General features: G+C 64.2%; 23 protein-coding genes and 1 pseudogene. 21 read left to right on the top strand and 3 right to left on the bottom strand.

The window, feature by feature from the left end:
- Positions 1-69: 69 nt before the first annotated feature.
- The 6 genes from yunB (at position 70) to STH_RS05785 (ending at position 6,586) form a co-directional block, all read left to right on the top strand.
- Positions 70-846: a sporulation protein YunB gene (yunB, locus tag STH_RS05760; protein WP_011195255.1), complete on the top strand. Its 777-nt coding sequence runs from the start codon at positions 70-72 to the stop codon at positions 844-846.
- A gap of 895 nt (positions 847-1,741) precedes the next feature.
- Positions 1,742-3,031, top strand: a complete 1,290-nt coding sequence (ltrA, locus tag STH_RS05765; RefSeq protein WP_011194877.1) for a group II intron reverse transcriptase/maturase — start codon at positions 1,742-1,744, stop codon at positions 3,029-3,031.
- A gap of 79 nt (positions 3,032-3,110) precedes the next feature.
- Positions 3,111-3,323 (top strand): hypothetical protein, encoded by a 213-nt coding sequence (locus tag STH_RS05770; protein WP_043713552.1) that lies wholly within the window; start codon positions 3,111-3,113, stop codon positions 3,321-3,323.
- Between the two features lie 97 nt (positions 3,324-3,420).
- Positions 3,421-4,185: a ThiF family adenylyltransferase gene (locus tag STH_RS05775; RefSeq protein WP_083765983.1), complete on the top strand. Its 765-nt coding sequence runs from the start codon at positions 3,421-3,423 to the stop codon at positions 4,183-4,185.
- Complete coding sequence (locus STH_RS05780; RefSeq protein ID WP_011195258.1) at positions 4,182-4,916, top strand: HesA/MoeB/ThiF family protein; 735 nt, start codon at positions 4,182-4,184, stop codon at positions 4,914-4,916. Before STH_RS05775 ends, STH_RS05780 begins: the two co-directional genes overlap by 4 nt.
- 125 nt (positions 4,917-5,041) lie before the next feature.
- Positions 5,042-6,586: a transposase gene (locus tag STH_RS05785; protein WP_043713556.1), complete on the top strand. Its 1,545-nt coding sequence runs from the start codon at positions 5,042-5,044 to the stop codon at positions 6,584-6,586.
- 69 nt (positions 6,587-6,655) lie between these two features.
- Here the strand turns inward: STH_RS05785 and STH_RS05790 are convergent, their stop codons facing one another.
- Both STH_RS05790 and STH_RS19900 read right to left on the bottom strand, forming a co-directional pair.
- Positions 6,656-7,879: an IS256 family transposase gene (locus STH_RS05790; RefSeq protein ID WP_011195260.1), complete on the bottom strand. Its 1,224-nt coding sequence runs from the start codon at positions 7,877-7,879 to the stop codon at positions 6,656-6,658.
- A gap of 22 nt (positions 7,880-7,901) precedes the next feature.
- Positions 7,902-8,021, bottom strand: a pseudogene (locus tag STH_RS19900) (UPF0236 family transposase-like protein); the annotation flags it as partial.
- A gap of 106 nt (positions 8,022-8,127) precedes the next feature.
- On the opposite strand from STH_RS19900, the gene istA reads away from it, so the two are divergent.
- The 9 genes from istA (at position 8,128) to STH_RS05820 (ending at position 17,563) form a co-directional block, all read left to right on the top strand.
- The gene (gene istA, locus STH_RS05795; protein WP_158506854.1) at positions 8,128-9,333 is read left to right on the top strand and encodes an IS21 family transposase; all 1,206 of its coding nucleotides are present in this window, start codon (positions 8,128-8,130) and stop codon (positions 9,331-9,333) included.
- A 1-nt stretch (position 9,334) separates the two neighbouring features.
- Positions 9,335-9,745 (top strand): ATP-binding protein, encoded by a 411-nt coding sequence (locus STH_RS19645; RefSeq protein ID WP_011195262.1) that lies wholly within the window; start codon positions 9,335-9,337, stop codon positions 9,743-9,745.
- An 8-nt stretch (positions 9,746-9,753) separates the two neighbouring features.
- Positions 9,754-10,110 carry an ATP-binding protein gene (locus STH_RS19650; protein WP_273381402.1) on the top strand — a complete coding sequence of 119 codons (357 nt, stop codon included), beginning with the start codon at positions 9,754-9,756 and terminating at the stop codon, positions 10,108-10,110.
- Between the two features lie 243 nt (positions 10,111-10,353).
- Positions 10,354-11,217, top strand: a complete 864-nt coding sequence (locus STH_RS17870) for a hypothetical protein (RefSeq protein WP_242654581.1) — start codon at positions 10,354-10,356, stop codon at positions 11,215-11,217.
- Positions 11,218-11,403: 186 nt separating this feature from the next.
- Positions 11,404-12,219 carry a hypothetical protein gene (locus STH_RS17875; RefSeq protein WP_011195265.1) on the top strand — a complete coding sequence of 272 codons (816 nt, stop codon included), beginning with the start codon at positions 11,404-11,406 and terminating at the stop codon, positions 12,217-12,219.
- A 28-nt stretch (positions 12,220-12,247) separates the two neighbouring features.
- Positions 12,248-12,901: a M23 family metallopeptidase gene (locus STH_RS17880; protein ID WP_242654602.1), complete on the top strand. Its 654-nt coding sequence runs from the start codon at positions 12,248-12,250 to the stop codon at positions 12,899-12,901.
- 373 nt (positions 12,902-13,274) lie between these two features.
- Positions 13,275-14,933: a transposase gene (locus STH_RS05805; RefSeq protein WP_011195267.1), complete on the top strand. Its 1,659-nt coding sequence runs from the start codon at positions 13,275-13,277 to the stop codon at positions 14,931-14,933.
- Between the two features lie 170 nt (positions 14,934-15,103).
- Positions 15,104-16,039, top strand: coding sequence for a cysteine synthase A (gene cysK, locus STH_RS05810; protein WP_011195268.1), 936 nt, complete (start codon positions 15,104-15,106; stop codon positions 16,037-16,039).
- 792 nt (positions 16,040-16,831) lie between these two features.
- Positions 16,832-17,563 (top strand): hypothetical protein, encoded by a 732-nt coding sequence (locus STH_RS05820; protein ID WP_338054955.1) that lies wholly within the window; start codon positions 16,832-16,834, stop codon positions 17,561-17,563.
- On the opposite strand, the gene STH_RS17000 is transcribed toward STH_RS05820, so the two are convergent.
- Positions 17,527-18,432: a CPBP family intramembrane glutamic endopeptidase gene (locus STH_RS17000; protein ID WP_011195272.1), complete on the bottom strand. Its 906-nt coding sequence runs from the start codon at positions 18,430-18,432 to the stop codon at positions 17,527-17,529. The two genes, STH_RS05820 and STH_RS17000, sit on opposite strands and share 37 nt — an antisense overlap.
- A gap of 139 nt (positions 18,433-18,571) precedes the next feature.
- Here STH_RS17000 and STH_RS05830 point away from each other — a divergent pair, with 139 nt between their 5' ends.
- The 6 genes from STH_RS05830 to STH_RS05850 all read left to right on the top strand — a co-directional run bounded on the left by STH_RS05830 (position 18,572) and on the right by STH_RS05850 (position 24,686).
- The gene (locus STH_RS05830; RefSeq protein WP_011195273.1) at positions 18,572-19,273 is read left to right on the top strand and encodes a phosphoadenylyl-sulfate reductase; all 702 of its coding nucleotides are present in this window, start codon (positions 18,572-18,574) and stop codon (positions 19,271-19,273) included.
- Between the two features lie 13 nt (positions 19,274-19,286).
- Positions 19,287-20,468, top strand: coding sequence for a sulfate adenylyltransferase (gene sat, locus STH_RS05835; protein ID WP_011195274.1), 1,182 nt, complete (start codon positions 19,287-19,289; stop codon positions 20,466-20,468).
- 76 nt (positions 20,469-20,544) lie between these two features.
- The gene (locus STH_RS19655; protein ID WP_011195275.1) at positions 20,545-20,667 is read left to right on the top strand and encodes an RCKP-type rubredoxin-like domain-containing protein; all 123 of its coding nucleotides are present in this window, start codon (positions 20,545-20,547) and stop codon (positions 20,665-20,667) included.
- A 168-nt stretch (positions 20,668-20,835) separates the two neighbouring features.
- The gene (locus STH_RS05840) at positions 20,836-21,888 is read left to right on the top strand and encodes an ABC transporter ATP-binding protein (protein WP_011195276.1); all 1,053 of its coding nucleotides are present in this window, start codon (positions 20,836-20,838) and stop codon (positions 21,886-21,888) included.
- A gap of 33 nt (positions 21,889-21,921) precedes the next feature.
- Positions 21,922-23,010: an ABC transporter substrate-binding protein gene (locus STH_RS05845; protein WP_043713565.1), complete on the top strand. Its 1,089-nt coding sequence runs from the start codon at positions 21,922-21,924 to the stop codon at positions 23,008-23,010.
- A gap of 2 nt (positions 23,011-23,012) precedes the next feature.
- A complete protein-coding gene (locus tag STH_RS05850) occupies positions 23,013-24,686 on the top strand; it encodes an ABC transporter permease (protein WP_043713567.1) in 1,674 nt (557 codons plus the stop codon).
- Positions 24,687-24,724 lie beyond the last annotated feature (38 nt).

Below are 24,724 nucleotides of genomic sequence, written 5' to 3' on the forward strand. Positions count from 1 at the left end.
TCCGCCGCCGGCCGGGCATAGGCTGGCTATGTCCCGGGGGCGTTGGCCGGGACGGGGAGGGGGAAGGCGATGCGCCGCTTCAGCCGTTCACGGCCGCTCAGGGGCATGGGCCGCGGCCCGGTGCGCCTCCGGTTCCGGCGCGGGCCGCGTCTGCGGCTCCGGGGTGGCCTCCGGGCCTGGCTCGGGCGCCTGAGCCTCCGGCTGCGCGTCCGCCGGATCTGGCTGCGCAACCTGATCCTGGCGGCGGCGGTGCTCTACCTTCTTATCCGCATCGGCGACCTGCTGCTCATGCAGCCGCTGAAGGCCGTGGCCGAGGTGGAGGCCCGGCGCCTCGGCGCCGCCGCGGTCAACCGGGTGGTGGCGGCCCAGGTGAGCAAGTCGCTGGCCGGTGCGCAGGTGGTGGAGTACGTGCGGGACGAGAGCGGCCGCATTGCCGCCTATCACGTCAACACCCCCCTGGTCAACCGGGTGGCCAGCGAGGCCGCCGTAGCGGTCCAGGAGGAGCTGAAGCGGCTGGCCGAGACGCCCGTGCGGCTGCCGCTGGGCGCCCTGACCGGCTCCGCCCTGCTCTCCAACCTGGGTCCCCGGCTGTCGGTGCAACTGGTGCCGGTGGGCTCGGTCTCCATCACCGTGCAGCAGGAGTTCAAGGGGGAGGGCATCAACCAGACCCGGCACCGGGTCTGGCTGGAGGCGGCAGCGACCATGCGGATCATCCTGCCCCTGACCACCCAGGAGGTCCCCCTGGTGCAGGAGCTGCCGCTGGCCGATACCGTGATCGTCGGCCCCGTGCCCAACGCCCTCTACGGCGGCAGCCTCGGCGGCGTCACCCTGCCAGCCGGCAGGTAAAGAACTTGTCGTCTCGTTCTTTCCTGAATTGTGCGTTGACGCAAAGGCGTGTCTGCCGCTATACTCACAGCCGGGAATCCGGAGTCCCGCCAGTTTCGTGAAAGGAGGTCGTCGAGATGCTGCGCATCGTCACCCTGCCCCTGTCGGGCGTGGTCCTGCTTCTCTCTCGGCATGCTCACATCTCGCGGCCTGTCGCCGGCGGGTTCGGCTAGCATCGTTGCGCTGAAGCTGTCTGGTGGCCACAGGCCCGCGAGCGGCTGCCTGTGGCCTTTCTTCATTCTTCATTTTCTTCGAAGGTGGAGGACCACGGGCGGGCCGCGCCCGTGGTCCTTCTTTCGGTGTGCCCGGCATGGGCGCTGACTTGGCGGTGAGAGTCCGCTGCGGGCGAGGCAGCACGAGCCCGCTAGCCAAAGGCAAGGGTGTCCGTCGCGAGGCGGAATCTGGAGGAAGCCGGAGGCAAAGCCACGACCCGAGGAACACGAACCTCATACGAGGCTGTGCCGCCTGGGTGAGCTGGCGAACCACAGCAAAACCCGAGGCTGCCAAAGGGCGGTGCGGTAGATGGGGCGGGTGCGGGGCGAAGGTCAGCGTCCTTACCCGGGGAGGTCTACCGGAAAACGCCAGCAACGCTGGTAACCCGGGCCGAGAGGCCCGGCTGAACCGGCAGAAGTCAGCAAAGGCCATAGTACCGGCAGGGGGACGCCCCGAGCGGGAAGGGTCGAACGTCAGGAGAGGGGTGAACCCGTTGCGTTCGAGCAGCCTGCGACAAACGCAGAAGACCCCGCACGGGGCCTGCTCGCCGGAAGTAGCGGTGAAGCCGCAAGGGACGGCGAGAGGGCGGAGTGGGCAGCCGGCACAAGACGGAACGTCACCCCGCGGGGAGCACAGCAACCTGATGGAGCAGGTGGTGGCCAGGGAGAACATGCTGGCCGCCCTGAAACGGGTGGAGCGGAACGGAGGCGCTCCCGGCGTGGACGGTGTCCCCACCGAACGGCTGCGGGACCAGATTCGCGTGGAGTGGAGCCGCATCCGTGAGGAACTGCTCCAGGGGACCTACAGACCGCAGCCAGTCCGCCGGGTCGAAATCCCGAAACCGGGCGGCGGCAAGCGGATGCTGGGGATTCCCACCGTGATGGACCGCCTGATCCAACAGGCACTCCTGCAAGTACTGACGCCGATCTTTGACCCGACATTCTCCGAATCCAGCTACGGCTTTCGGCCGGGGCGGCGGGGTCATGATGCGGTCAGGAAGGCACGTCAGTACGTGGAGGAAGGGTACGACTGGGTCGTGGACATGGACCTGGAGAAGTTCTTCGACCGGGTCAACCACGACGTGCTGATGGCCCGCGTGGCGCGGCGGGTAACGGATAAGCGTGTGCTGCGGCTGATCCGGCGGTACTTACAGGCCGGGGTCATGCTGAACGGGGTAGTCGTGGCGACGGAGGAAGGGACGCCGCAGGGCGGTCCGCTGAGTCCGCTGCTGGCGAACATCCTGCTGGATGACCTCGACAAGGAGCTGGAGCGCCGCGGGCACCACTTTGTCCGGTACGCCGATGACTGCAACATCTACGTCCGCAGCAAGCGGGCGGGAGAACGGGTCTACAGGAGCGTGCGCCACTTCCTGCAGGAGCGGTTACGGCTGAAGGTCAACGAGGAGAAGAGCGCAGTGGACCGGCCGTGGAAGCGGCAGTTCCTCGGGTTTAGCTTCTACAAGCACCGGGGAGTGCGCATCCGGCTGGCCCCGAAGAGCCTGAAACGCGTGAAGGACAAGCTCCGCACGCTGACGGACCGCAACCGCAGCCAGAGCATGGAGGACCGAATCCGGTGCCTGAATGCCTACTTGCGGGGCTGGGTTGGGTACTATGCGCTCTCCGATGCCAGGTCAGCCTTTGAAAGACTCGAAGGATGGCTGAAGCGTCGGCTGCGAGCATGCGTATGGAGGCAGTGGAAGCGTGTACGCACGCGCTTTCGGGAGTTACGCGCCCTCGGTTTGCCCGAATGGGTAGTCTACCAACTCGCCAACAGCCGCAAAGGCCCGTGGCGGATGGCAGGTGGCCCACTAAACAGCGCCCTGGGCGACGCCTACTGGCGTGCCCAGGGGCTGATAAGCCTGACCGAATGCTATGAAGCGACTCGTCAATCTTGGCGAACCGCCGGATGCGGACCCGCATGTCCGGTGGTGTGAGAGGACGGGGGCTAGCCGCCCCCTCCTACTCGATTGTCCGCTGAACGAGATCATCACGCGCGTTGAGGTGAATCTGGCGATGCACTGCCATCCGGATACGGCCTACAGGATCGCCGAGATGCGGTCCCTCGAGTACAACCCACACCTGGCCGTCCACCGCCACGCCATCGAGGAGATGCTGCGGGCCCGGCGGGCCGAGGCGGCCCTGCGCCGCCGGTTCTTCCTGCGGTTCTGGCTGCGCAGCATCCTGTTCCGCCTGGCCCCGGGGCTGGCCCGCCGCCTCGCCCTCTAGTCCGGTCTGGAGGTTTGCCCCGGCGGGTGGTAGACTGGTCTGGGACGAGGCCGGCGGGACCCGCCGGCAGACGGTCGGACGCGAAGGGGTTTTGCACATGACTCACGCCTGCTTCACACCGGCGGAACGGGAGCGGCTGGATCGGGCCTCGGTGCTGCTCATCGGTTGTGGCGGCCTCGGATCGGCGGTGGCCTACGCCCTGGCCGCCGCGGGGGTCGGCCGCATCGGCCTCTGCGACATGGACAGGGTCGACCTGTCCAACCTGCAGCGGCAGGTGCTCCACCACACGGCTGACGTGGGCCGGCCCAAGGTCGAGAGCGCCCGGGAGAAGATCCTGGGGCTTCGGCCAGGGATCCAGGTCGACCTGCACCCGGTGGCCCTGACCAGCGAGAACGCCCTGGACCTGTTCCGGCAGTACGACCTGATCGTGGACGGCTCCGACAACTTCGCGACCCGCTACCTGGTCAACGACGCCTGCGTGCTCACCGGGCGGCCGCAGGTGCACGGCTCCATCTTCCGGTTCGACGGCCAGGTGACCACCTTCGTGCCGGGGGAGGGCCCCTGTTACCGCTGCGTCTACCCGACGCCGCCGCCCCCCGGCGCGGTGCCTTCCTGCGCCGAGGCCGGGGTCATCGGCGTGCTGCCCGGCTTCATCGGCAGCCTGATGGCGATGGAAGCCCTGAAGCTGATCACGGGGCGGGGAAGCCCCCTGATCGGCAGGCTGCTGATCTTCAGCGCGCTGGACATGGGCGTATCGGAGGTGCAGATCCGCCGCAACCCCGAATGCCCGGTATGCGGCGAGCACCCGACCATCCACGAGCTCATGGACTACGAACAGTTCTGCGGGGGGGTGGGCCGATGACCCTGACGGAGCAGGAGATCCTCCGGTACAGCCGGCACATCATCCTCCCGGAAGTGGGCGGGCGGGGCCAGCAGCGCATCAAGTCGGCCTCGGTTCTGGTGGCCGGACTGGGCGCGGCCGGGTCCGCCGCCGCCCTGTACCTGGCTGCGGCCGGCGTGGGCCGCCTGACGCTCTGGGACCCGGCCCCGCTCGCCGAGGCCGACCTCGCCCGGGCGATCGCCCATGACCGGGCACACCTGGGCCTCAGCCGGGCCGCCTCCGCCCGGGGGAAAGTCACGGCCATCAACCCCGACGCCGACGTTCTCGCCTCGGCCGAGCCGGACGCCCTGCCCGGCCTCGTGAACGGGCACCAGGTCGTGCTGGCCACCGCCGGAGACTGGGAGGCGGTACAGGCGGCCGCCCTGCGGACGGGGGCCGCGGCGGTCTTCGCCGGGGTCCGCGGCGCCGCCGGGGCCGTCTTCGCCCACCGCCCGGGCGAGCCGTGCCTGGGGTGCGTTCCGCCGGAGGCCCGGGAGGCGGCGGGGCTGCAGCCCGAGGAGGGTGGCGGATGCGCCGTCGCGGCGGCCGCCGGGGTCGTCGGCATCGCCGCAGCCACGGAGGCGCTGAAGCTGATCCTGGGCATCGGCGCCCCGTTGACTGGCCGGCTTTGGGCTTACGATGGATGGGCAGCCGGGTCCCGGGAGGTTCCGGTCACGCGGCGGGCGGACTGCGCGCTCTGCGGGAGGGCCTAGCTCAAGTTTCGCGTGAATAACCCGGACTTCGTGCAATGGAAACCCATTGAAAAAGCATCAGTCAGAACCAATGATACATGGTGGGAGTGTGGCCGCTCCCAATCCACCATGTGGAGGTTCGACTGATGCAGTCTCATGGTACGACACCCAACATCGCTGCGCAAGCCATCAAGTCCACCACCCGACATGGTTTTCTCGTCGCTCTTGGCTGGGTAGCTCAAAGGCTCAACCTGGTTGAGATCCTGAATCGGCACCTGCGCATCAAGCAGAAGACCTACGCCCACACGCCGGTTGACAAGGTGGTCGAGGCGTTGGTTGCCATTCTCGGCAACTGTCGCTACATGAAGGATCTCAACTTCGACCCTGAGCCGCTGGTTGCCGATCCTGCCGTAGCTCAAGCCTGGGGGCAGGAACGCTTTGCTCACTTTTCCACCGTCTGTGCGACCTTCAGCAAGCTGACGGAGGAGAACGTTCAGCAGCTTTCCGACGCACTCGCTGAGATCCAGGCCCCGCTGCTTCAGCAGGAGGTGGCTGCCGTAGCAGGTCCAGACCGCTCCGGAATGGTCATCGTCGACATTGACCTCACCGGCCAGAAGGTTCGGGGCGAGACCAGGCAGTACACCGGTACCGACTTCGGCTACATCCAGGGGAAGTTGGCCCGAGGCTATCAGATCGCAGCGGCCTTCCTCAGCGGGAAGCAGCAGCGCTTTGCCATCGACGGCCTTCTCAAGTCCGGCAAGGCCAACAGCCGTTCCGGCGCCTGCCTGCTCGAACTGATTCCCAGGATCGAAGCCCGGATTGGTCGTCCCCTGCGGCGAGTCGAATGGGTCGAGGCATGCCTGGCTCAGCAGAAGGCTCGGGTCAGGCAGCTGTATCAGCAACTGCAGACGGTATCAGGCAAGGGCAGCGCCCGCCGGAAGCAGAAGCTGCAGCGTGAGTTCCAGGAGGAGGTTCAGCACCTCCGTGAAGTGAACCAGCGACTCCGGCAGTACCGGCAGGAGAATCGGACGAACCTGGCTCCCCTCCGTATTCTGCTGCGAGCTGACAGCGCCTTTGGCACGCCGGAAGTGATCCAGCGCCTGCTGGAACTGGGGTATGAGTTCACCATCAAGTCCTACTCCGGGAGCAACGTCGCCTACAAGCACCTCTTCGACGCTGTACCGGCAGAGAACTGGGTTGAAGTCGAGAAGAACCGGTTTGCCTCCGAAGCCGTTACCGTACCTGGCCCCACTTTGCTCGCACCGTATCCGGTGCGACTGGTCGCCATGCGCCGCTGGGACGCCGATGGCCGGGAGGTCCGCAGCGTCATCCTGACTACGCTCCAGCCTGAGGAGCTCACCACGACAGAGGTCGTCAAGCTCTACCATGGACGGCAGACCATCGAAGCCGGGTTCCAGGAGTGGAAGGGCACGTTCCACTTTGGTACTCCTCGGCTGCGGAAGTATGAGGCCAACGCCGCCTTCACGCAGCTGGTCTTGTTCGCCTTCAACCTGGTGCGCTGGGCTTGGCGGTTTCTGAGCACGAACTCGCCCAAACTGGCCGAGGCGGGGAGTCGACTCTTGGTACGAGTAGCGGCCCGGTGCCGAGCAACCATTCGGTGCCTCGGCGACACGCTGCGGTTGGTGTTCAGCCGGGGTACACTCCCCTGGCTGGAGCTCAGATTACCCTGAACTTGGCCGCTTCTTACCCATGCACCTTTTCAACACCACCGATGTCGAGTTATTCGCGTGAAACTTGAACTAGTCAGCACTCAGTGCCAGGAAGTCGGTACCGCTAACACTTTGGTTGCTGGTGTACAGCTTGGCCATGGACGCCTGACTGAAATACCGCCGCGGGGCTGCCGTCCACTCATCCTGCTGTTCGATCAGGACGGCGCCGGCCAGGCGGATGAAGGCCTCCCGATTGGGGAAGATGCCGACCACATCCGTCCGACGGCCGATCTCCCGGTTCAACCGTTCCAGCGGGTTGGTGGAGTGCAGCTGTCGCCAGTGCTCAGTCGGAAAGGCCATGTAGGCAAGGATGTCGTCTTCGGCTTCTTCGAGCAGCTGAGCAGCACGGGGAAACTGCGGTCGCAGATTGTCCGCGACAACGGCCAGTTGACGCCGCGCCGCTTGCTGGTCAGGCTGTGCGAAGATCGTCCTGACTGCGGCTGCGACCATGGATTGCCAATGCTTGGGCACGTAACCGAGCAGGTTGCGCATGAAGTGCACCCGGGACCGCTGCCAACTGGCGCCGCTGAGTACGGTCCGGATGGCCTCCTGCAGACCCACGTGGCTGTCACTGATGGCCAGAAGGACGCCCTTGAGACCGCGTGTAACCAGTTGGCGCAGAAATGCCGTCCAGAAGGCCCCGTCTTCGCTGGGCCCGACGTCCAGTCCCAGGACCTCCCGGTCGCCGTCCTCCCGTACCCCCACAGCCACGACCAGTGCCATCGTGCAGACCCTGCCGTTCTCCCGTACCTTGACGTACTTCGCATCCAGCCAGACGTAAGGGTAACGGCTCTCCAACGGTCGATTCCGGAAAGCCTGAACCACCTCATCCAACTCAGCGCATAGCCGCGAGACCTGGCTCTTGCTCACACCTGTCATGCCCAAGGCTTGTACCAGGTCATCTACCTTGCGCGTACTCACCCCGTTCACGTAGGCCTCCAGAACCACCGCCACGAGAGCCTTTTCGGCCCGCCGGCGAGGTTCCAGGAAACTGGGCATGTAAGATCCCTTTCGCAGCTTGGGGATCTGCAAGTCAATCGTCCCAACCCGCGTATCCCACTGCCGCTCACGATAGCCGTTACGGTAAGTGCTGCGCTCGGCCGATCGCTCGTATCGGTCCGCGCCGATCCGTTGGGACACCTCCAGCTCCATGAGGCCCTGGGCGAGGACTCGCAGCCCTTCCCGAAGGAAGTCGAAGTCATCCACACCGGTCTTGCGCAGAAGCTCCTCCAATGCGATCCTAAAGGTGGTCACCTGCGGGTTCCTCCCTTGCGATGTCATACAGCAAAGTGTCCACCCGCGAGAGCGCCTCAACCAGCACTTCGCGGAAACACTCTACTACCTGCTGCCAAACACCACTTTCAAGTTCCTCAAAGGAAAATGGAGAGTGTGAGCGGGGATCCCCAATATCGGCAAGATAAAATTCCCCACCCCTAGAACATATAGGGCATCTCAACCTGGCCAGTTGGAGGTGCCTGTACATGTTAAGGAGTGGGGAAACTTTGGAAATCAGGCAGATGTATGCGGGCGGTTTGTCCATCTCTGAGATCGCCCGCCGCACCGGAAGGGACCGCAAGACCATCCGTAAGTGGCTGCGCACAAACACCATGCCCAAGCCGGCGAAGCGTAAGCGCTCCAGCATGTTAGACCAGCACGAGGCGTTCACTCTGGAGCAGATGCAGAAGGGTGTCACAAGCGCATCAAAGATGCTCTATCTACTGCAGCAGCGGGGCTTCAAAGGCAAGATTCGAATTGTCCGGGCATTCATGGCGCCTTATCGGCCCATGGCCAAGGCTGCGGCTACCGTGCGGTTCGAAACACCGCCGGGAAAGCAGGCACAGGTGGACTGGGCCGACTTTGGGTACATCGAGGTAGACGGTCGCCGGCTCAAGCTCTACTGCTTCATCATGGTTCTCGCCTATTCCCGAGCCATGTACCTGGAATTCGTCACTGCGACTGACATGAAGACGTTCATGCGCTGCCACATCAACGCCTTCAAGTTCTTCGGCGGTGTACCCCACGAGATCCTGTATGACAACGTGAAAACGGTGGTCAAAGATCGTGACGACGACAACCGGCCGGTCTTCAACGAGCGCTTTCTGGACTTCAGCAGCTACTACGGGTTCCGCCCCCGGCTCTGCCTGCCTTACCATGCCTGGACCAAGGGAAAGGTCGAGAGGCCAGTCCGGTACATCCGGCAGAACTTCTGGCAGGGTATCCAGTTCTGCTCCCTGGAAGACCTGAACCGCCAGGCGGCTCTCTGGCGGGATACGGTGGCGAATGTCCGCATTCATGCCACCACCCGGGTTCAGCCTGTGGTTCGACTCGCCGAGGAAGACCTCATCCCGCTGACGAACCGTGTGGATTTCGACACGAGCGAGTACAGCAGCAGGCGTGTCTCCCGAGAGGTGGCGATCTCTTACAAGGGCAATCGCTACTCGGTACCCTGGCAGCTGGTTGGGAAGGACGTGGTGGTCCGCCTGTTGCCGAGCGGTCAAGAGATTCAGGTCTTGTGGCAGGGCCAGATCGTGGCGCAGCATGAGCTGGCCGAGGGTAAGGGCAAGTTCGTCGTAGATCCTGCTCACTTCCAGGGACTCAACCGCACCAAGACCGCCCGACCCGTGCTGGTGCTGCGGAAGCCCCCTGGGCATGATGAGGTCGAACAACGCGACCTGGCTTACTACGATGCCTTTGCGGGGGTGGACTGAGATGCTGGAGCTTGAACAAGTGCGGCAGCAGCTCGAAAGCCTTGGCCTCTCACAGGCTGCCACCGTTTTGGACCGGTGCCTGGAAGTAGGCACTCGGGAGAACCTGCCTGCGCTCACAGTGGTCCGCCACATCTTGGAGGAAGAGCTCGCCGCCCGACATGAGCGCTATCTGAAGGCCCGAACGCGACTGGCCCATCTGCCCTTCCACAAGACCCTTGCCGATTTCGACTTCACCGCACAGCCCAGTCTCGACGAGCGACAAGTTCGTGATCTCGCTACGCTCCGGTTCCTCAGTAACGGCGAAAACGTGATCTTCTTGGGCCCTCCAGGCGTCGGCAAGACCCACCTGGCGGTGGCGCTGGCCCTGAAGGCCATCTCACAGGCGCCTACTTCATCGCCGCACACGACCTAGTAAACGACCTGCGGCGGGCGCATGCGGAGAACCGGCTGGAACGGCGCCTGCGGGTGTACCTCTCGCCTCGGCTCCTGCTGATCGACGAAATGGGCTACATTCCCTTCGAACCGATGGAAGCGCAGGTCTTCTTTCAGCTGATATCCAAGCGGTACGACCGCGGTTCTCCTATCATCGTGACATCGAACAAGAGCTACGGCGACTGGGGGAGTATCTTCGGCGACCCCATCATCGCCGCCGTCATCCTCGATCGCCTGCTCCACCGCTCCGTTACGGTCAACATCCGTGGCGAGAGTTACCGGCTGCGTGAAAAACGCCGAGCCGGCATCCTGCCCCCGAAACGGGAGGTGACGCCGGCCAAGTGACGGTCCCGGGGTGGGGATTTTTAGACCGCCGTTGACAGAGAGGAGGGTTGATGGCCGCTATAGGGTGGGCGAGCCAGCCTTGTCGGATGGATTACACGGCCCGAGGGAGCAGGCGAGAACTTGGCCCGGTACCGAACCAAGTGGAGCGAGAGCGCGCTCAATGGATTGTTTCCTTTTTACAGAGCATAGGAACTATAATGTCGCTTCGGCCGTTATAATTCGGTGGAGGTGTGTTCTATACCCATGAAAGGCATTGCCAAGATAACAATGTCGGCTGTCTTACTTCTTGGGCTTGCTCTCCTCACTGCCTGCAACAGCGTGCCTAGTGATTCTGTTCCGCATACCTTCAGCCTTGATGTGACCTTTGAGACCTTTCCACAGTCCACAGAAACCATCATAGATCAGGTTGATAATGTGAAGCTGCATGTTAGGTCCCACCAAAGTTATACGGAATTTTGGTCCGAATCAGACTCTGTTCTTCTGGTGGAGGGGAGAGGGTGGTCTCCGGTACTGGCAGCAGACGGATCGGTAATTTTCGTTGATAGCGAAGATCTATCTTTAAAGAAACTACTAATCAATGGAGACGAGCAGCAGTTGCTTCCTCCCGGGAGTGCAGCTGGATTTCTCCGCATCAGCTCTGACCGTAAGTACCTCGGATATGCGATACCGATTAACCTTTCGCCCGACTCCAATTGGGCAGGTCTCTACGGTGCAGGAATCATGGATCTGGAGACTGGTAAGGTTCTTGTATCCAGGACGAAGGAAAACTTCTTCACATCACCGATTGGGTGGTATGGCGATCAACTGATAGTTCATGAGTGGGACGCAACGCAAACGCAGGATAGCTTGGATCTATATGCGCTCAGCCTTGATGGCGAACTAACTAAATTCGCACTGGGTTTGCCGCAGGCTAATAGCTATCCTGAGATTTCACCCGATCATCAGTGGCTGGTGTATGAGGATCAGGACGGCAACACGATCCTCGTGAATCTCGAACAAGTATCGTTTGGCATTATCTCTAACGTGGTATTACCGCAGTGGACATCAGAAGGATTAACGGGATTGGTTGATGGCCAACGGTTCCTAATTCGGTTTACCATCGAGTGACGGGCGGTCAACAGCGCGGTTTTAAGCGCTGTTGACATATTTTAGGGGGGGACTTATCAGGAATATTGGTGAGATAATATTGACTATGACGGCGTATGGATCTATTATGATAGTTAAAAGACTGGAGGTGATATGATGCCCCGGAGAGTGATTTGGAGTGCTCTGGGAGTGGCCATGGCTGTGTTCATGGTCAACTTTGCAAGTCTAGCAGGAGCTGACAGTGGTCCAACGAGCTTTGAACTATCTGCGATATTTGAGAGGTTACCTGACTCAACTGAACCTGTAGTGTTGGATAGAACAGACAAAGTAACTTTGCTTGCCAAGCTAGATTCTAACTCCCCACAGTTTTGGATTGAGCTTCCTGATGGGGGCCGCAAAAGCCAGTATGGGTGGTCTCCGGTACTGGCAGCAGACGGATCGGTAATTTTCGTTGATAGCGAAGATCTATCTTTAAAGAAACTACTAATCAATGGAGACGAGCAGCAGTTGCTTCCTCCCGGGAGTGCAGCTGGATTTCTCCGCATCAGCTCTGACCGTAAGTACCTCGGATATGCGATACCGATTAACCTTTCGCCCGGCTCCAATTGGGTAGGTCTCTACGGTGCAGGAATCATGGATCTGGAGACTGGTAAGGTTCTTGTATCCAGGACGAAGGAAAACTTCTTCACATCACCGATTGGGTGGTATGGCGATCAACTGATAGTTCATGAGTGGGACGCAACGCAAACGCAGGATAGCTTGGATCTATATGCGCTCAGCCTTGATGGCGAACTAACTAAATTCGCACTGGGTTTGCCGCAGGCTAATAGCTATCCTGAGATTTCACCCGATCATCAGTGGCTGGTGTATGCGGACACACACGGAGATGCAATTCTTCTCCGTCTAGCCGATGGTTCTTTTGGCACCGTACCCAATGTGGAATTTCCGTCCTGGACACAGAACGGATTGACAGGGCTGGTTGATGGCCGGCGAGTTCTCATCAAGATCACAAGCCAGCCATAATAGAGGGAGGTCTTGCCAAGTGGTCCGCATGGTTAAGTTAATTGCCGCCCTAGCCCTCATAGTGGGGATTGGATTCCATGCAAACAACTTCGTGGAGGCGGCGAGTTGGTACTTCTTTGTCCACCCAACAAGTGAAACAAGCCCAAATTACTATTATGATCTCGATCGCAGGGTAAACTATATGCGGGACTGGACCGGGTGGTCCTGCTCAAACTGCACCGATGTATGGGGACACACGTATGATCAACATATGGGAACTGACTATCCGCTGGCGAATGGAAGGCCCATTCGTTCGGCACAGCAAGGGACAGTAACCGAAGTTGTTAATTATCAGTATAATCAGTGCGGTGTTAACACAGGCCCTGTTTTTGGTACATACGTTAAGATACGGCATCCGGCACATGGTTCTTCAGGGAAGGTGTACTATACGACCTATGCTCATATGACATATCAGAGCCCTGCCGTAACTGTGGGTCAAAACGTTGGCATCTACCAGTATCTTGGAGCTGTCGGGCAAACCGGGAATGCGTGCGGCTATCACCTTCATTGGGCGGTTGAGGAAACTAACCTTGGCAACTACGTCGATCCCTTTGATAAAGGGTTGGTATGCGGTTTCTATGGTTCCGCCCCTTGTTCAGTAGAGCCATCGCAGTTGGATGAGGACGTTGAATTGGATAATTAGAGCAGTCCGTTGATCATCATGAAGGGGGGCCACCTTTTACGCAGGCTGGCGTCACCGCCACCTGTCTAAGCACAGAAAACGCCCGCTCCCGGCATTCCGGGGGGCGGGCTTTTTGCTGGCCGGCGACCGGGGCGCTGACCCTGGGCGAAGATAAACAGTAACGCACAAAGGTATTAATCAAAAGCCCCACTCCCTGAAAACCCAGACCAGGGGAGAGGCTTTTGCTAATGTTTGTCCAGAATGAACCTTTAGCAAATTGACCTGACGTTATGGCCGGTTGTAAAATCCCCCACTAGCTCAAGTTTCGCGTGAATAACCCGGATTTCGTGCAATGGAAACCCATTGAAAAAGCATCAGTCAGAACCAATGATACATGGTGGGAGTGTGGCCGCTCCCAATCCACCATGTGGAGGTTCGACTGATGCAGTCTCATGGTACGACACCCAACATCGCTGCGCAAGCCATCAAGTCCACCACCCGACATGGTTTTCTCGTCGCTCTTGGCTGGGTAGCTCAAAGGCTCAACCTGGTTGAGATCCTGAATCGGCACCTGCGCATCAAGCAGAAGACCTACGCCCACACGCCGGTTGACAAGGTGGTCGAGGCGTTGGTTGCCATTCTCGGCAACTGTCGCTACATGAAGGATCTCAACTTCGACCCTGAGCCGCTGGTTGCCGATCCTGCCGTAGCTCAAGCCTGGGGGCAGGAACGCTTTGCTCACTTTTCCACCGTCTGTGCGACCTTCAGCAAGCTGACGGAGGAGAACGTTCAGCAGCTTTCCGACGCACTCGCTGAGATCCAGTCCCCGCTGCTTCAGCAGGAGGTGGCTGCCGTGGCCGGCCCAGACCGCACCGGAAGGGTTATCGTCGACATTGACCTCACAGGCCAGAAGGTTCGGGGAGAGACCAAGCAGTACACCGGTACCGACTTCGGCTACATCCAGGGGAAGTTGGCCCGAGGCTATCAGATTGCAGCCGCCTTCCTCAGCGGAAAGCAGCAACGCTTTGCCATCGACGGCCTTCTCAAGTCCGGCAAGGCCAACAGCCGTTCCGGCGACTGCCTGCTTGAACTGATCCCCAGGATCGAAGCCCGGATTGGTCGTCCCCTACGGCGTGTGGAATGGGTCGAAGCATGCCTGGCTCAGCAGAAGGCTCGGGTCAGGGAGTTGCATCACCAACTGCAGACGGTGTCGGGCAAGGGCAGCGCCAGGCGGAAGCAGAAGCTGCAGTCTGAGTTCCAGGAGGCCGTCCAGCACCTGCGTGAAGTGAACCAGCGACTCCGGCAGTACCGGCAGGAGAATCGGACGAACCCGGCTCCCCTCCGCATTCTGCTGCGGGCGGACAGCGCCTTTGGCACGCCGGAAGTGATCCAGCGGCTGCTGGAACTGGGGTATGAGTTCACCATCAAGTCCTACTCTGGGAGCAACATCGCCTACAAGCGCCGCTTCGACGCTGTACCGGCAGAGGAGTGGGTTGAAGTGGAGAAGAAACGGTTTGCCTCCGAAGCCGTTACCGTGCCTGGCCCCACCTTGCTCGCACCGTATCCGGTGCGGTTGGTCGCCATGCGCCGCTGGGACGCCGACGGACGGGAAGTCCGCAGCGTGATCCTGACCACACTCCAGCCGGAGGAGTTCACAACGACAGAGGTCGTCAAGCTCTACCATGGACGGCAGACCATCGAAGCCGGGTTCCAGGAGTGGAAGGGAACGTTCCACTTTGGCACTCCTCGGCTGCGGAAGTATGAGGCCAACGCCGCCTTCACGCAGCTGGTCTTGTTCGCCTTCAACCTGGTGCGCTGGGCTTGGCGGTTTCTGAGCACGAACTCGCCCAAACTGGCCGAGGCGGGGAGTCGACTCTTGGTACGAGTAGCGGCCCGGTGCCGAGCAACCATTCGGTGCCTCGGCGACACGCTGCGGTTGGTGTTCAGCCGGGGTACTCCCCTGGCTGGAGCTGAGATTACCCTGAACCGGGCCACTCCCTACCCATACGCCCTTTTAACACCACGAATGTCGAGTTGTTCGCGTGAAACTTGAGCTAGGCGGCGTGGCTTAGGCGAAGCGGGGGACGGTCTACGCCGTCCCCTGTTTTGCATTTTTCGTGCGATCGGGTGACTTTGTGCTGGACACCTGCGCCAGCCGTGCTATAATGGGGACGTAATCCACATATCTCCGATAAGATAACAAGGAAATGGGGAGGATTCTCGATGGCCCGGATCTACGACAGCATCGCCGACACGATCGGACGGACGCCCCTGGTCCGGCTGAACCGGGTGACCGAGGGGGCGGTGGCGACCGTGCTCGCCAAGGTGGAGGCCTTCAACCCGGCGTCGTCGGTGAAGGACCGCATCGGCTACGCGATGATCAAGGACGCGGAGGAGAAGGGCATCCTGAAGCCCGGCATGACCATCGTCGAACCCACCAGCGGCAACACGGGCATCGCCCTGGCCTTCGTGGCGGCGGCGAAGGGGTATCGCTGCATCCTCACGATGCCGGACACGATGTCGCTGGAGCGGCGGAAGCTGCTCAAGGCCTTCGGCGCGGAGCTGGTGCTGACGCCGGGCGCGGAGGGCATGAAGGGGGCCATCGCCAAGGCCAAGGAGATCCTCGAGAACACGCCCGGGGCCTGGATGCCCCAGCAGTTCGAGAATCCGGCCAATCCTGAGATCCACCGGAAGACCACGGCCGAGGAGATCTGGCAGGACACCGACGGCCAGGTGGACATCGTCGTCGGCGGCGTGGGCACCGGCGGCACCCTCACGGGCGTCGGCGAGGTCATCAAGGCCCGCAAGCCCGACTTCAAGGTGGTGGCGGTCGAGCCGGCCGAGTCGCCGGTCATCTCGGGCGGCAAGCCCGGCCCGCACAAGATCCAGGGCATCGGCGCCGGGTTCATCCCGAAGAACCTGAACACCGAGGTGGTGGACGAGGTGATCACGGTGGCCAGCGAGGACGCCATCGCGACTGCCCGCCGCATGGCCCGGGAAGAGGGGCTCCTCGTCGGCATCTCCTCCGGCGCCGCGGCCTTTGCCGCGCTGCAGGTGGCCCGCCGGCCGGAGAATGCCGGCAAGACCATTGTGGTGGTGCTGCCCGACACCGGCGAACGCTACCTCTCCAGCGCCCTGTGGGCCGACATCCAGGTGTGACCGCACCGCTGCAGGGCGCTGGCCGGACACCGGCGCAGCTCTGCAGCCAGACCCGACGGGGCTTCCCTCAACCGGGGGGGTTGACGGGAAGCCCCGCTCTTGTTATTTTCTTGGCTGTGAGTATTTGCCATGGCGGAAGGGAGGGCGAAGCCGATGCTGACGATCTGCAACGCCGGCGGCTTTGCCCGCGCCTTCGTCCGGAGCTTCAAGGGAAGCTGCTGAGCCCGGGCCCGGGGGGTATTGTGCCCTTTTCGGGGTCGGGCTCGGCCGGATGCGCCTTTCCCGTCGTGCGCGGCGAGGCGTCACCGGCGAGTCCGGTGATGCCTCTTTTCGCGCGCAGTCTAAGGGAAGGAGAAGCATCATGCGGAGGAACCTGCACCGTTACTACGTATACACTGTGCTTTCTAGCCTTGCGTTCACCTGGACCACCTGGTTCGTGTTCGTGGACTCCCGGGGCGGCAACGCGGGGTGGGCGGAGTCCGCATTTCACCTGGCCATCCTGCTGGGCGAGGTGCCAACCGGCGTCGTGGCTGATCTGCTGGGCCGGCGGCGCTCGATGTTGATCGGGCTCGTGCTCGGCGCCGCATCGTTCTTCGGTTACGGGCTCATCCGCGATACGCTCACGGCGTGCCTGATGCTGGGCATCACGGGCCTCAGCCTGACGTTCATCTCCGGTGCCGACGCGGCGCTGCTCTACGAGACGGCGGCCGCACTGGGCGGCGAGGACTTCGCCCGCCGGGCGACGGCCCGGGCCTCGGCCCTGCAGATGATGGCCTCGCCGCGGCGCCGGTCGTGGCCGGCTGGCTGGCTGAGCGCCACCCCGCAGCCCCGTTCTTCGCCCACGGCGCCGTCAACCTCCTGGCCGCCGTCGTGGTCTGGCGGATGCAGGAGCCACCCGCTCCGGCCGCGCCGGCGGGGCGCCCTGAGGGGCCCTGGGCGCACACCCTCGCGGCCCTGGCTTTCCTGCGCCGGCACCCGGGCGTCCTGGGGATGATCGCCTTCGCTTGGGTGTACGAGGCCGCCGCGTCCATGGTCAGCCAGTTCGGCCAGGTCTACCTGCCGGCGCTGGGGCTGAGCATGCTCGGCGCCGGGGTGGTCTTCAGCGCGAGCCGGCTGCTCGGCGCGGCCGGCGGATGGGTTGCCGCGCGGCTCCAGGGGGGCGGGGCTGACCGGTGGCTGCGGTGGGGGCCCCTGGGCCAGGCCGCGCTCATCCTACTCGCCGGCCTTGCCCGGACCGCCGGCGGCGGCGTCGCCCTGGCGGTGAACGAGGGCGTCGACGGCCTGGTCTACCCGCTGCTCAGCGCCCGGATCAACCAGGCCGTTCCCTCCGCGCAGCGGGCGACCATCCTGTCCTTCCAGAGCCTGGGCTCCAGCCTCCTCATCGCGCTCGCCTTTCCCGCGGCTGCGGCGCTGCCATCCGTGTTCACTGTCTACGCCATCGTGGGCGGTGCTCTGGCGGCCGCGGCCCTGGGATGGGCCCTGCCGCGTCAGCGCGCGGCGGTCCCGGCGCCGGAGGGCCGGTAGGCCCCCCGGGCCGCCGGCCACAGGACCAGCCAGGCTACCGGGATCGCCACGAGGCTGATCACGCCGGCCTCGGGGCCGAAGTCTCCGCCGGTCCACCACGCCGGGCCGTTCACCGCGGTGGCGACCAGGGCGAAGGGAGCGGGCGTCCCGGAGTTGGGCAGTCCCAGCACGCCCGCTTCCATCACGTTCCAGGCCCAGTGGAGGCCCACGGCCGGCCAGAGGCTGCCGGTCGCCTGCACGATCCAGGCGTACACCAGGCCGTGCGCCGCGATCCCGACCGTCGACAGGATCCCGGCGCCGGGACTGAGCAGATGAGCCGCGCCGAACAGCAGACTGGTGGCCGCCGCCGCCGGCCAGCGCCCCAGCCACGCCGTCCACCGGCGGAGCAGGTATCCCCGGTGGAAGAGCTCCTCGCCCACGGCCACGAAGAACTGGGTGAGGGCGTAGTGCCAGAACGCGGGACCGGGCCCGGCGTTCCACCGTGCGGCGTAGACGGTGGTGAGCAGCCCGGCGGGGTAGAGGGCGCCCTGCGCGGCGACGCCGGCGGCGATGCCCGCCAGGCCGTGGGCGAGCGGGAGCGGCGCGAGGGGCAACCCGTAATCCGGGCGGGGCTCGCCGTCCAGGAACCGGGAGCAGAGCCAGGTGGACCCGAGCGCCGCCAGGGTCATGGCGACGTAGATGGTCAGGACGTTCAGCCGGCCCAGCGCCTCATCGGGGGAGAGTCCGGCGAGCACCAGGCATCCGGTCCATAGGGCCAGGCCCGACGCCGTGAGCACAAGTGTGAGCGGCAAGGAGAAGAAGCCGCTGAGCCCCGGGTGGAGTCGTCGGCGCGGCCGCCGCCCCGACCGAGGCAGAGGGCCGTTGCGCATCCGAATTCCTCCTTTAGCGCGAATATCTAACCCGATATGACGCCCCGCCGCCAGGCCCCTCCTTCGCGGCCCTGCACCCGTCAGCCCGGGCGGCATAGGGTGGGGGTGGAACCCCGCCCATAGGAGGCCGACCGAGCCTATGGCTGAAAAGAGATGGAGCCCGGAGGAGATCGCCGCCGCGGCCCGGTCCCTGGAGGGGCAGGGGCCTGTCGCGGCGCTCCGCTGGGCCTACGAACAGTTTGCACCGGAGGAGATCGCCTTCGCGTGCTCCTTCGGGGCCGAGGACGTGGCCCTGGCCCACATGATCAGCCGGGTGGCGCCCGGCGCCCAGGTCTTCTACCTGGACACCGACTTTCTGTTCCCCGAGACCTACCGGACCATCGAGGCGGTCCGGGCCGCCTATCCCCTGCGGATCCGGCGGGTGTCCCCCGCGCTCACGCCCCGGGAGCAGGCGGAGCGGTACGGCGACGAACTGTGGAGCCGCGACCCCGATCTCTGCTGCAGCCTGCGGAAGGTGGAGCCTCTCCGGGAGGTGCTCCGGGGGCTGAAGGCGTGGATCACCGGCATCCGCCGGGCGCAGTCGCCCACCCGGGCCGGGGCGCAGGTGGTGGAGTGGGACAGGAAGTTCGGCCTGGTGAAGGTCAACCCCCTGGTGGACTGGAAGGACGCGGACGTCTGGAAGTACATCCTCGAGCACAACGTGCCGTACAACCCGCTGCACGACCGGGGCTACCCCTCCATCGGCTGCACGCATTGCACCCGTCCGGTCAGGCCGGGGGAGGATCCCCGGGCCGGCCGCTGGTCCGGCTTCGCCAAGACCGAGTGCGGGCTGCACCAGTGAGGGGGGAGCGGACGTGGCGACGCAGATAGCCCCCCACGGCGGCCGGCTGGTGGACCGGTGGTTGCGGGGCCCGGCGCGGGAGGAGGCGCTGGAGCGGGCGCGGCGGCTGCCGCGCGTGCGGCTGGACGCCCGGGAGGCGGCGGACCTGGAGATGATCGGCGACGGGGCCCTCTCGCCCCTGACCGGCTTCATGGGCCAGGCCGACTACCGTTCGGTGGTGGCGGAGATGCGGCTGGCGAGCGGCCTTCTCTGGGCCCTGCCGGTGACCCTCGCCGTGAGCCGCGCCGAGGCGGAGTCCATCCGGGAGGGGGAGGAGATCGCCCTGGAGGATCCCGGCGGGCGGCTGATGGCGGTGATGCGGGTGGCGGAGCGGTTCGCTTACGACCGGGGGGCCGAGGCGGCCCGCTGCTACGGCACTACGGATCCGGCCCACCCGGGGGTGCGGCGGCTGCTGCGCCAGGGCGAGGTCTACCTGGGCGGCGAAGTCTGGCTGCTGGACCGCCCGCCCGCCCCGTTTGCCGAGTACCGCCTCACCCCCGCCGAGACCCGGGCGGAGTTCGCCCGCCGGGGATGGCGTACCGTGGTGGGCTTCCAAACCCGTAACCCGGTTCACCGGGCGCATGAGTACATCCAGAAGTGCGCGCTGGAGATCTGCGACGGGCTGTTGCTGCACCCGCTGGTGGGCGAGACCAAGGACGACGACCTGCCGGCGGCGGTGCGGATGCGGGCCTACGAGGCCATCCTGGAGGGGTACTTCCCCCGGGAGCGGATCCTGCTGGCGGTCTTTCCGGCAGCCATGCGCTACGCAGGGCCCAGGGAGGCGGTGTGGCATGCCCTCTGCCGCAAGAACTATGGCTGCACCCACTTCATCGTCGGCCGGGACCACGCCGGGGTCGGGAGCTTCTACGGCCCGTATGACGCGCAGCGCATTTTCGATCACCTCGACCCGGCCGAGCTGGGCATCACGCCGCTGTTCTTCGACCACACCTTCTGGTGCCGGACCTGCGGCGCGATGGCCTCGCCCAAGACCTGTCCGCACGGCCCCGAGGCGCGGGTGGCGCTCTCCGGCACGCGCGTGCGGGAGATGCTCTACCGGGGCGAGGCGCCGCCGCCCGAGTTCACGCGGCCCGAGGTCGCGCGGGTGCTGATGGAGGGACTTCAGGCCGCCGCCCGACCACAATCAGTGGAAACTTAGATCTTTTTGACCATCGCACGATGCCTCTCCAGGTGTTAGGCTGAGGCTGAACACCGCGGGAGGAGGGGGTGTCCGAGTGGCCGTCTTCGTCTGTACCCAGTGCGGCGCGGAACGGGAGGGGCGCTGCAAGCCCCAGAAGTGCGCGTGCGGCGCCAAGGGCACGTTCGTGAAGAAGGAAGAGGCGAAGAAGGAACAGTAGATGTCGACCTGCGACGAGGGCCTGCTGCGATCCGGCAGGCCTTCGTTGCTGGGACGCTTGTGAAAGATATAACTTGTCATTTCAGTGCGAGATGGCAGGAGTATCGGTGGAGGAAGCTAATCTTAACAAGCGGTCCTACGAACATTCGACTTGTATTGGGGGCACATCATGGCACACATTCGCTTTAACAATGTCGTAAAACGTTTTGGCGATGTGACAGTCATCCCCGGCTTCTCCGCCACCGTCGCCGACGGTGAGTTCCTCACCCTGCTCGGGCCGTCCGGATGCGGCAAGACCACGATGCTGCGCATCCTCGCCGGGTTCGAGAAGGTCACCGACGGCGAGGTGTGGCTGGGCGACACTCTCGTCAGCAGCCCCTCGGTCCACGTTCCGCCCGAGAAGCGGAACATCGGCATGGTGTTTCAGTCCTACGCCGTCTGGCCGCACATGAACGTTTTCGACAACGTCGCCTACCCGCTGCGGATCCGCGGGGTCCCCCGCCAGGAGATGCGTGAGCGGGTGCTGCGCGCGCTCGAAATCGTGCACCTGCAGGGGCTGGAGAACCGCATGCCCAGCCAGCTCTCCGGCGGCCAGCAGCAGCGGGTCGCCCTCGCCCGGGCGATCGTGGCGGAGCCCAAGATGCTGCTCCTGGATGAGCCCCTGTCCAACCTTGATGCCAAGCTCCGGGAGGCCATGCGGTTCGAGCTGAAGGAGATTCAGCGCCGCCTGGGCATCACGGTGGTCTACGTCACCCACGACCAGGCGGAGGCCATGGCGATGTCCGACCGGATCATCGTCATGAACAAGGGCGTCATCGAGCAGGTGGCGCCGCCCGCCGAGATCTACGACCGGCCAAAGAGCCGCTTCGTGGCCGACTTCGTGGGCCTGGTCAACTTCCTGGAGGCCACGGTCGAGTCCGCCGACGGTACGATCCGGATCGGCGACGACCTGGTGCTGAAGGTGCAGCTGCCGGAAGGCAGCCACCAGCGGGTCCTGGCCGCCGTCCGGCCCGAGCACGTCCGCATCAGCCGCGAGGGCAGCGGCGTTGGCACGGTGAAGGGCACCGTGAAGCGCCGCTACTACCTGGGCGACCAGATCGACTACTTCGTCGAGACCAGCGGCGGCGAGGTCCGGGTGACCGGCAATCCGCTGGAGGACCAGTTCAACGAGGGTGACACGGTTGTGCTCCACATCGGGCATGCATTCGCATTCCCGCTTTAGATCCATTGCTGAACAACATGAGGGGGTTCTGACATGAAACGGATCGCGGTTATGCTCTCGCTCATTCTGGCTCTGTCGGTCTTCCTCTCCGGTTGCGGCGGCAGCAGCTCCGGCTCCAACACCGGCGGCAGCGGTTCCCCTGCGGGTTCCACGTCGGGCTCCACGCCGGGCTCCGGGTCGTCCTCGGGCGGTTCCGGCCCGTCCGGCTCGCTGATGATCTACACCTCGATCTACCCCGACATCATCAACCTGGTCTCGCCTGAGCTGGAGAAGGCCTTCCCGAACCTGAAGGTCGAGTGGTTCCAGGGCGGCACCGAGCAGGTGACGGCCAAGCTGGCCGCCGAGATCGAGGCCGGCAAGATCGGCGCCGATCTGCTGATGGTCGCTGACCCGTCCTACTACGTCTACCTGAAGGACCAGGACCTGCTCCTCCCGTACAAGTCCGAGAACTTCGACGCGGTCGCGGTGGACAAGGACACCGAGGATTACGCCTACACCGGCGTGCGCATCTCCAACGTGGTCATCGGGTACAACACCAACCTGGTGAAGCCCGAGGACGCGCCCAAGACCTTCCGCGAGCTGACCGATCCCAAGTGGAAGGACCAGGTGGTCATCGTCGACCCGACGCTCTCGGGCACCGCGCTGGTCTCCACCTACGCCCTGTCGGAGAAGTACGGCTGGGAGTACTTCGAGCAGCTGCGTGACAACGGCGCCGTGATCGGCGGCGGCAACTCCTCCGTCGAGACGAAGCTCGTCACCGGCGAGTTCGCCGTGGCGGTCATCCTCGAGGAGAACCTGCTGAAGGTGAAGGACCGCGGCGAGCCCGTCGAGGTCGTCTACCCCGAGGACGGCGTGATCATCGTCCCGTCGCCCATCGGCATCCTGAAGACCACCCAGAACGCCGAGGCCGCCAAGGCGGTCGTCGACTGGTGGCTCTCCACCGAGGGCCAGAAGGCCATCGTGACGGGCTGGATGCACTCGGTGCGCACCGACGTCCAGTCGCCCAAGGGCGCCAAGCCGCTGGCCGAGTTCGCACCGGGCGCCATCAAGGTCGACTGGAAGGACCTGGCGTCCCGCAGCGGTGAGGTCAAGGACAAGTTCGTCGAGATCATGGGGAAGTGAGCATGCGATTCCGCGTTGAATCGAAGAGCGTGGCCATCGCCCTGGCGGTGGCCGTGCTCCTTCTCTTCGGCATTTTCCCCATCGTTCTGCTGGTCATCAACAGCTTCATCGTCGACGGCCACTTCAGCCTGGGCAACTTCCGCGAGGTCTACGCCAACAAGTCGAATCTGACGGCCGTGTGGAACACCATCAAGGCGTCGGGGCTCACCATGCTTTTCGGCACGGTGTTGTCGTTCCCGCTGGCCTGGCTGGTCGGCCGCACCGATCTGCCGTTCAAGACCGTGTTCCGCACGCTGATCATCACCCCGTACATGGTCCCGCCCTTCGTCGGGGCCATCGCCTGGGGGTACCTCGCGAACCCGCGCATCGGCTACCTGAACCAGTGGATCCGGGCGCTCATCCCGGGCATCGAGCAGGGGCCGCTCAACATCTACACGATGGGCGGCATGATCTGGGTCCTGGTGCTGTTCTACTTCCCGTTCTCCTTCCTGTCGATCAGCCGGGCCCTGGAGAAGATGGACCCGTCGCTGGAGGAGGCGGCCCGCATCTCCGGCGCCGGCCCGATGCGGGTGCTGAAGGACATCACCATCCCGCTTACGGCCCCGGCCATCGCCGCCGGCGCGCTGCTGGTGTTCGTCGCCGTGGCCTCCGCCTTCGGCATCCCGTCGCTGATCGGCGGCCAGGCCCGGATCCAGGTGGTGACCACCCGCATCATCAGCTACGTGTACGTGGGCACGCCTGAGGCCATGCACGAGGCGACGGCCCTCGCGGTGGTGCTGCTGATCCTCTCGGTGATCGCGCTCTGGTTCTCCAACTGGTACCTGGCCAAGCGGGAGTACTTCACCCTGGGCGGGAAGTCCACCCGGCCCACCATGGTGGAACTGGGCCGCTGGAAGTGGCCGATGGTCGTGCTCTTCGCCATCGCCTGCTTCGTGTTCGCCATCCTGCCCGTCATGGCGCTGGTGATGACCAGCCTGGTCAAGACCATGGGCCGGGGGTTCGCCTTCGACAACCTCACGCTGGACGTGTGGCGGTCGGTGCTGAAGGACAAGGTCACCTGGCGGACGCTGCGGACCTCGCTCTTCTCCTCGGTGCTCGCGGCGACCGGCGGCACGGTGGTCGGCCTGCTCATCGCCTACCTGAAGGTGAAGACCCGGGTCCGGTTCCGGACCATCCCGGACTTCCTGGCCACCTTCTGCAACGCGACGCCGGGCATCGTGCTCGCCCTCGGCCTGATCATCGCCTTCTCGGGCAAGTACGGGCTGAACCTGTACGGCACGTTCTGGATGCTGGTGGTCGCCTACTTCGTGCGTCACCTGTCCTACGCCGTGCGGCAGGCGGCCGCCGCGCTGGAGCAGGTGCACCCCTCCCTGGAGGAGGCGGCGCTCTCCAGCGGCGCCGGGTGGGGCCGGGTGTTCCGGGACGTGACGATCCCGCTGATCGGCCCGTCTCTGGTGGGCGGCTGGTTCCTGGTGTTCATGCCCTCCTTCTACGAGCTGACGATGTCCGTGCTGCTGTACAGCAGCAAGGCGACGCCGGTGGGCTACCACCTGTACCACCTCAGCTCGTTCGCCTCGCCCCAGTCCGCGGCCGTGCTGTCGGTGCTGATCCTCATCCTGGTGCTGATCGGCAACCTGCTGATGCGCTGGGCCAGCCGGGGCAAGGTCAGCCTCTAACTCTACGGGGCACCCGCGAGGGTGCCCCGTTTCGTACA

Origin of the sequence: Symbiobacterium thermophilum IAM 14863, assembly GCF_000009905.1 — a bacterium.
Classification (GTDB): domain Bacteria; phylum Bacillota; class Sulfobacillia; order Symbiobacteriales; family Symbiobacteriaceae; genus Symbiobacterium; species Symbiobacterium thermophilum.

What these genes read in the sequence shown, in the direction of transcription:
- yunB (WP_011195255.1), top strand. Translation starts at nt 70, where the DNA reads ATGCGCCGCTTCAGCCGTTCACGGCCGCTCAGGGGCATGGGCCGCGGC.
- ltrA (WP_011194877.1), top strand. Translation starts at nt 1,742, where the DNA reads ATGGAGCAGGTGGTGGCCAGGGAGAACATGCTGGCCGCCCTGAAACGG.
- STH_RS05770 (WP_043713552.1), top strand. Translation starts at nt 3,111, where the DNA reads ATGCACTGCCATCCGGATACGGCCTACAGGATCGCCGAGATGCGGTCC.
- STH_RS05775 (WP_083765983.1), top strand. Translation starts at nt 3,421, where the DNA reads ATGACTCACGCCTGCTTCACACCGGCGGAACGGGAGCGGCTGGATCGG.
- STH_RS05780 (WP_011195258.1), top strand. Translation starts at nt 4,182, where the DNA reads ATGACCCTGACGGAGCAGGAGATCCTCCGGTACAGCCGGCACATCATC.
- STH_RS05785 (WP_043713556.1), top strand. Translation starts at nt 5,042, where the DNA reads ATGCAGTCTCATGGTACGACACCCAACATCGCTGCGCAAGCCATCAAG.
- STH_RS19645 (WP_011195262.1), top strand. Translation starts at nt 9,335, where the DNA reads ATGCTGGAGCTTGAACAAGTGCGGCAGCAGCTCGAAAGCCTTGGCCTC.
- STH_RS17870 (WP_242654581.1), top strand. Translation starts at nt 10,354, where the DNA reads ATGAAAGGCATTGCCAAGATAACAATGTCGGCTGTCTTACTTCTTGGG.
- STH_RS17875 (WP_011195265.1), top strand. Translation starts at nt 11,404, where the DNA reads ATGGTCAACTTTGCAAGTCTAGCAGGAGCTGACAGTGGTCCAACGAGC.
- STH_RS17880 (WP_242654602.1), top strand. Translation starts at nt 12,248, where the DNA reads ATGGTTAAGTTAATTGCCGCCCTAGCCCTCATAGTGGGGATTGGATTC.
- STH_RS05805 (WP_011195267.1), top strand. Translation starts at nt 13,275, where the DNA reads ATGGTGGGAGTGTGGCCGCTCCCAATCCACCATGTGGAGGTTCGACTG.
- cysK (WP_011195268.1), top strand. Translation starts at nt 15,104, where the DNA reads ATGGCCCGGATCTACGACAGCATCGCCGACACGATCGGACGGACGCCC.
- STH_RS17000 (WP_011195272.1), bottom strand. Translation starts at nt 18,432, where the DNA reads ATGCGCAACGGCCCTCTGCCTCGGTCGGGGCGGCGGCCGCGCCGACGA.
- STH_RS05830 (WP_011195273.1), top strand. Translation starts at nt 18,572, where the DNA reads ATGGCTGAAAAGAGATGGAGCCCGGAGGAGATCGCCGCCGCGGCCCGG.
- STH_RS05840 (WP_011195276.1), top strand. Translation starts at nt 20,836, where the DNA reads ATGGCACACATTCGCTTTAACAATGTCGTAAAACGTTTTGGCGATGTG.
- STH_RS05845 (WP_043713565.1), top strand. Translation starts at nt 21,922, where the DNA reads ATGAAACGGATCGCGGTTATGCTCTCGCTCATTCTGGCTCTGTCGGTC.
- STH_RS05850 (WP_043713567.1), top strand. Translation starts at nt 23,013, where the DNA reads ATGCGATTCCGCGTTGAATCGAAGAGCGTGGCCATCGCCCTGGCGGTG.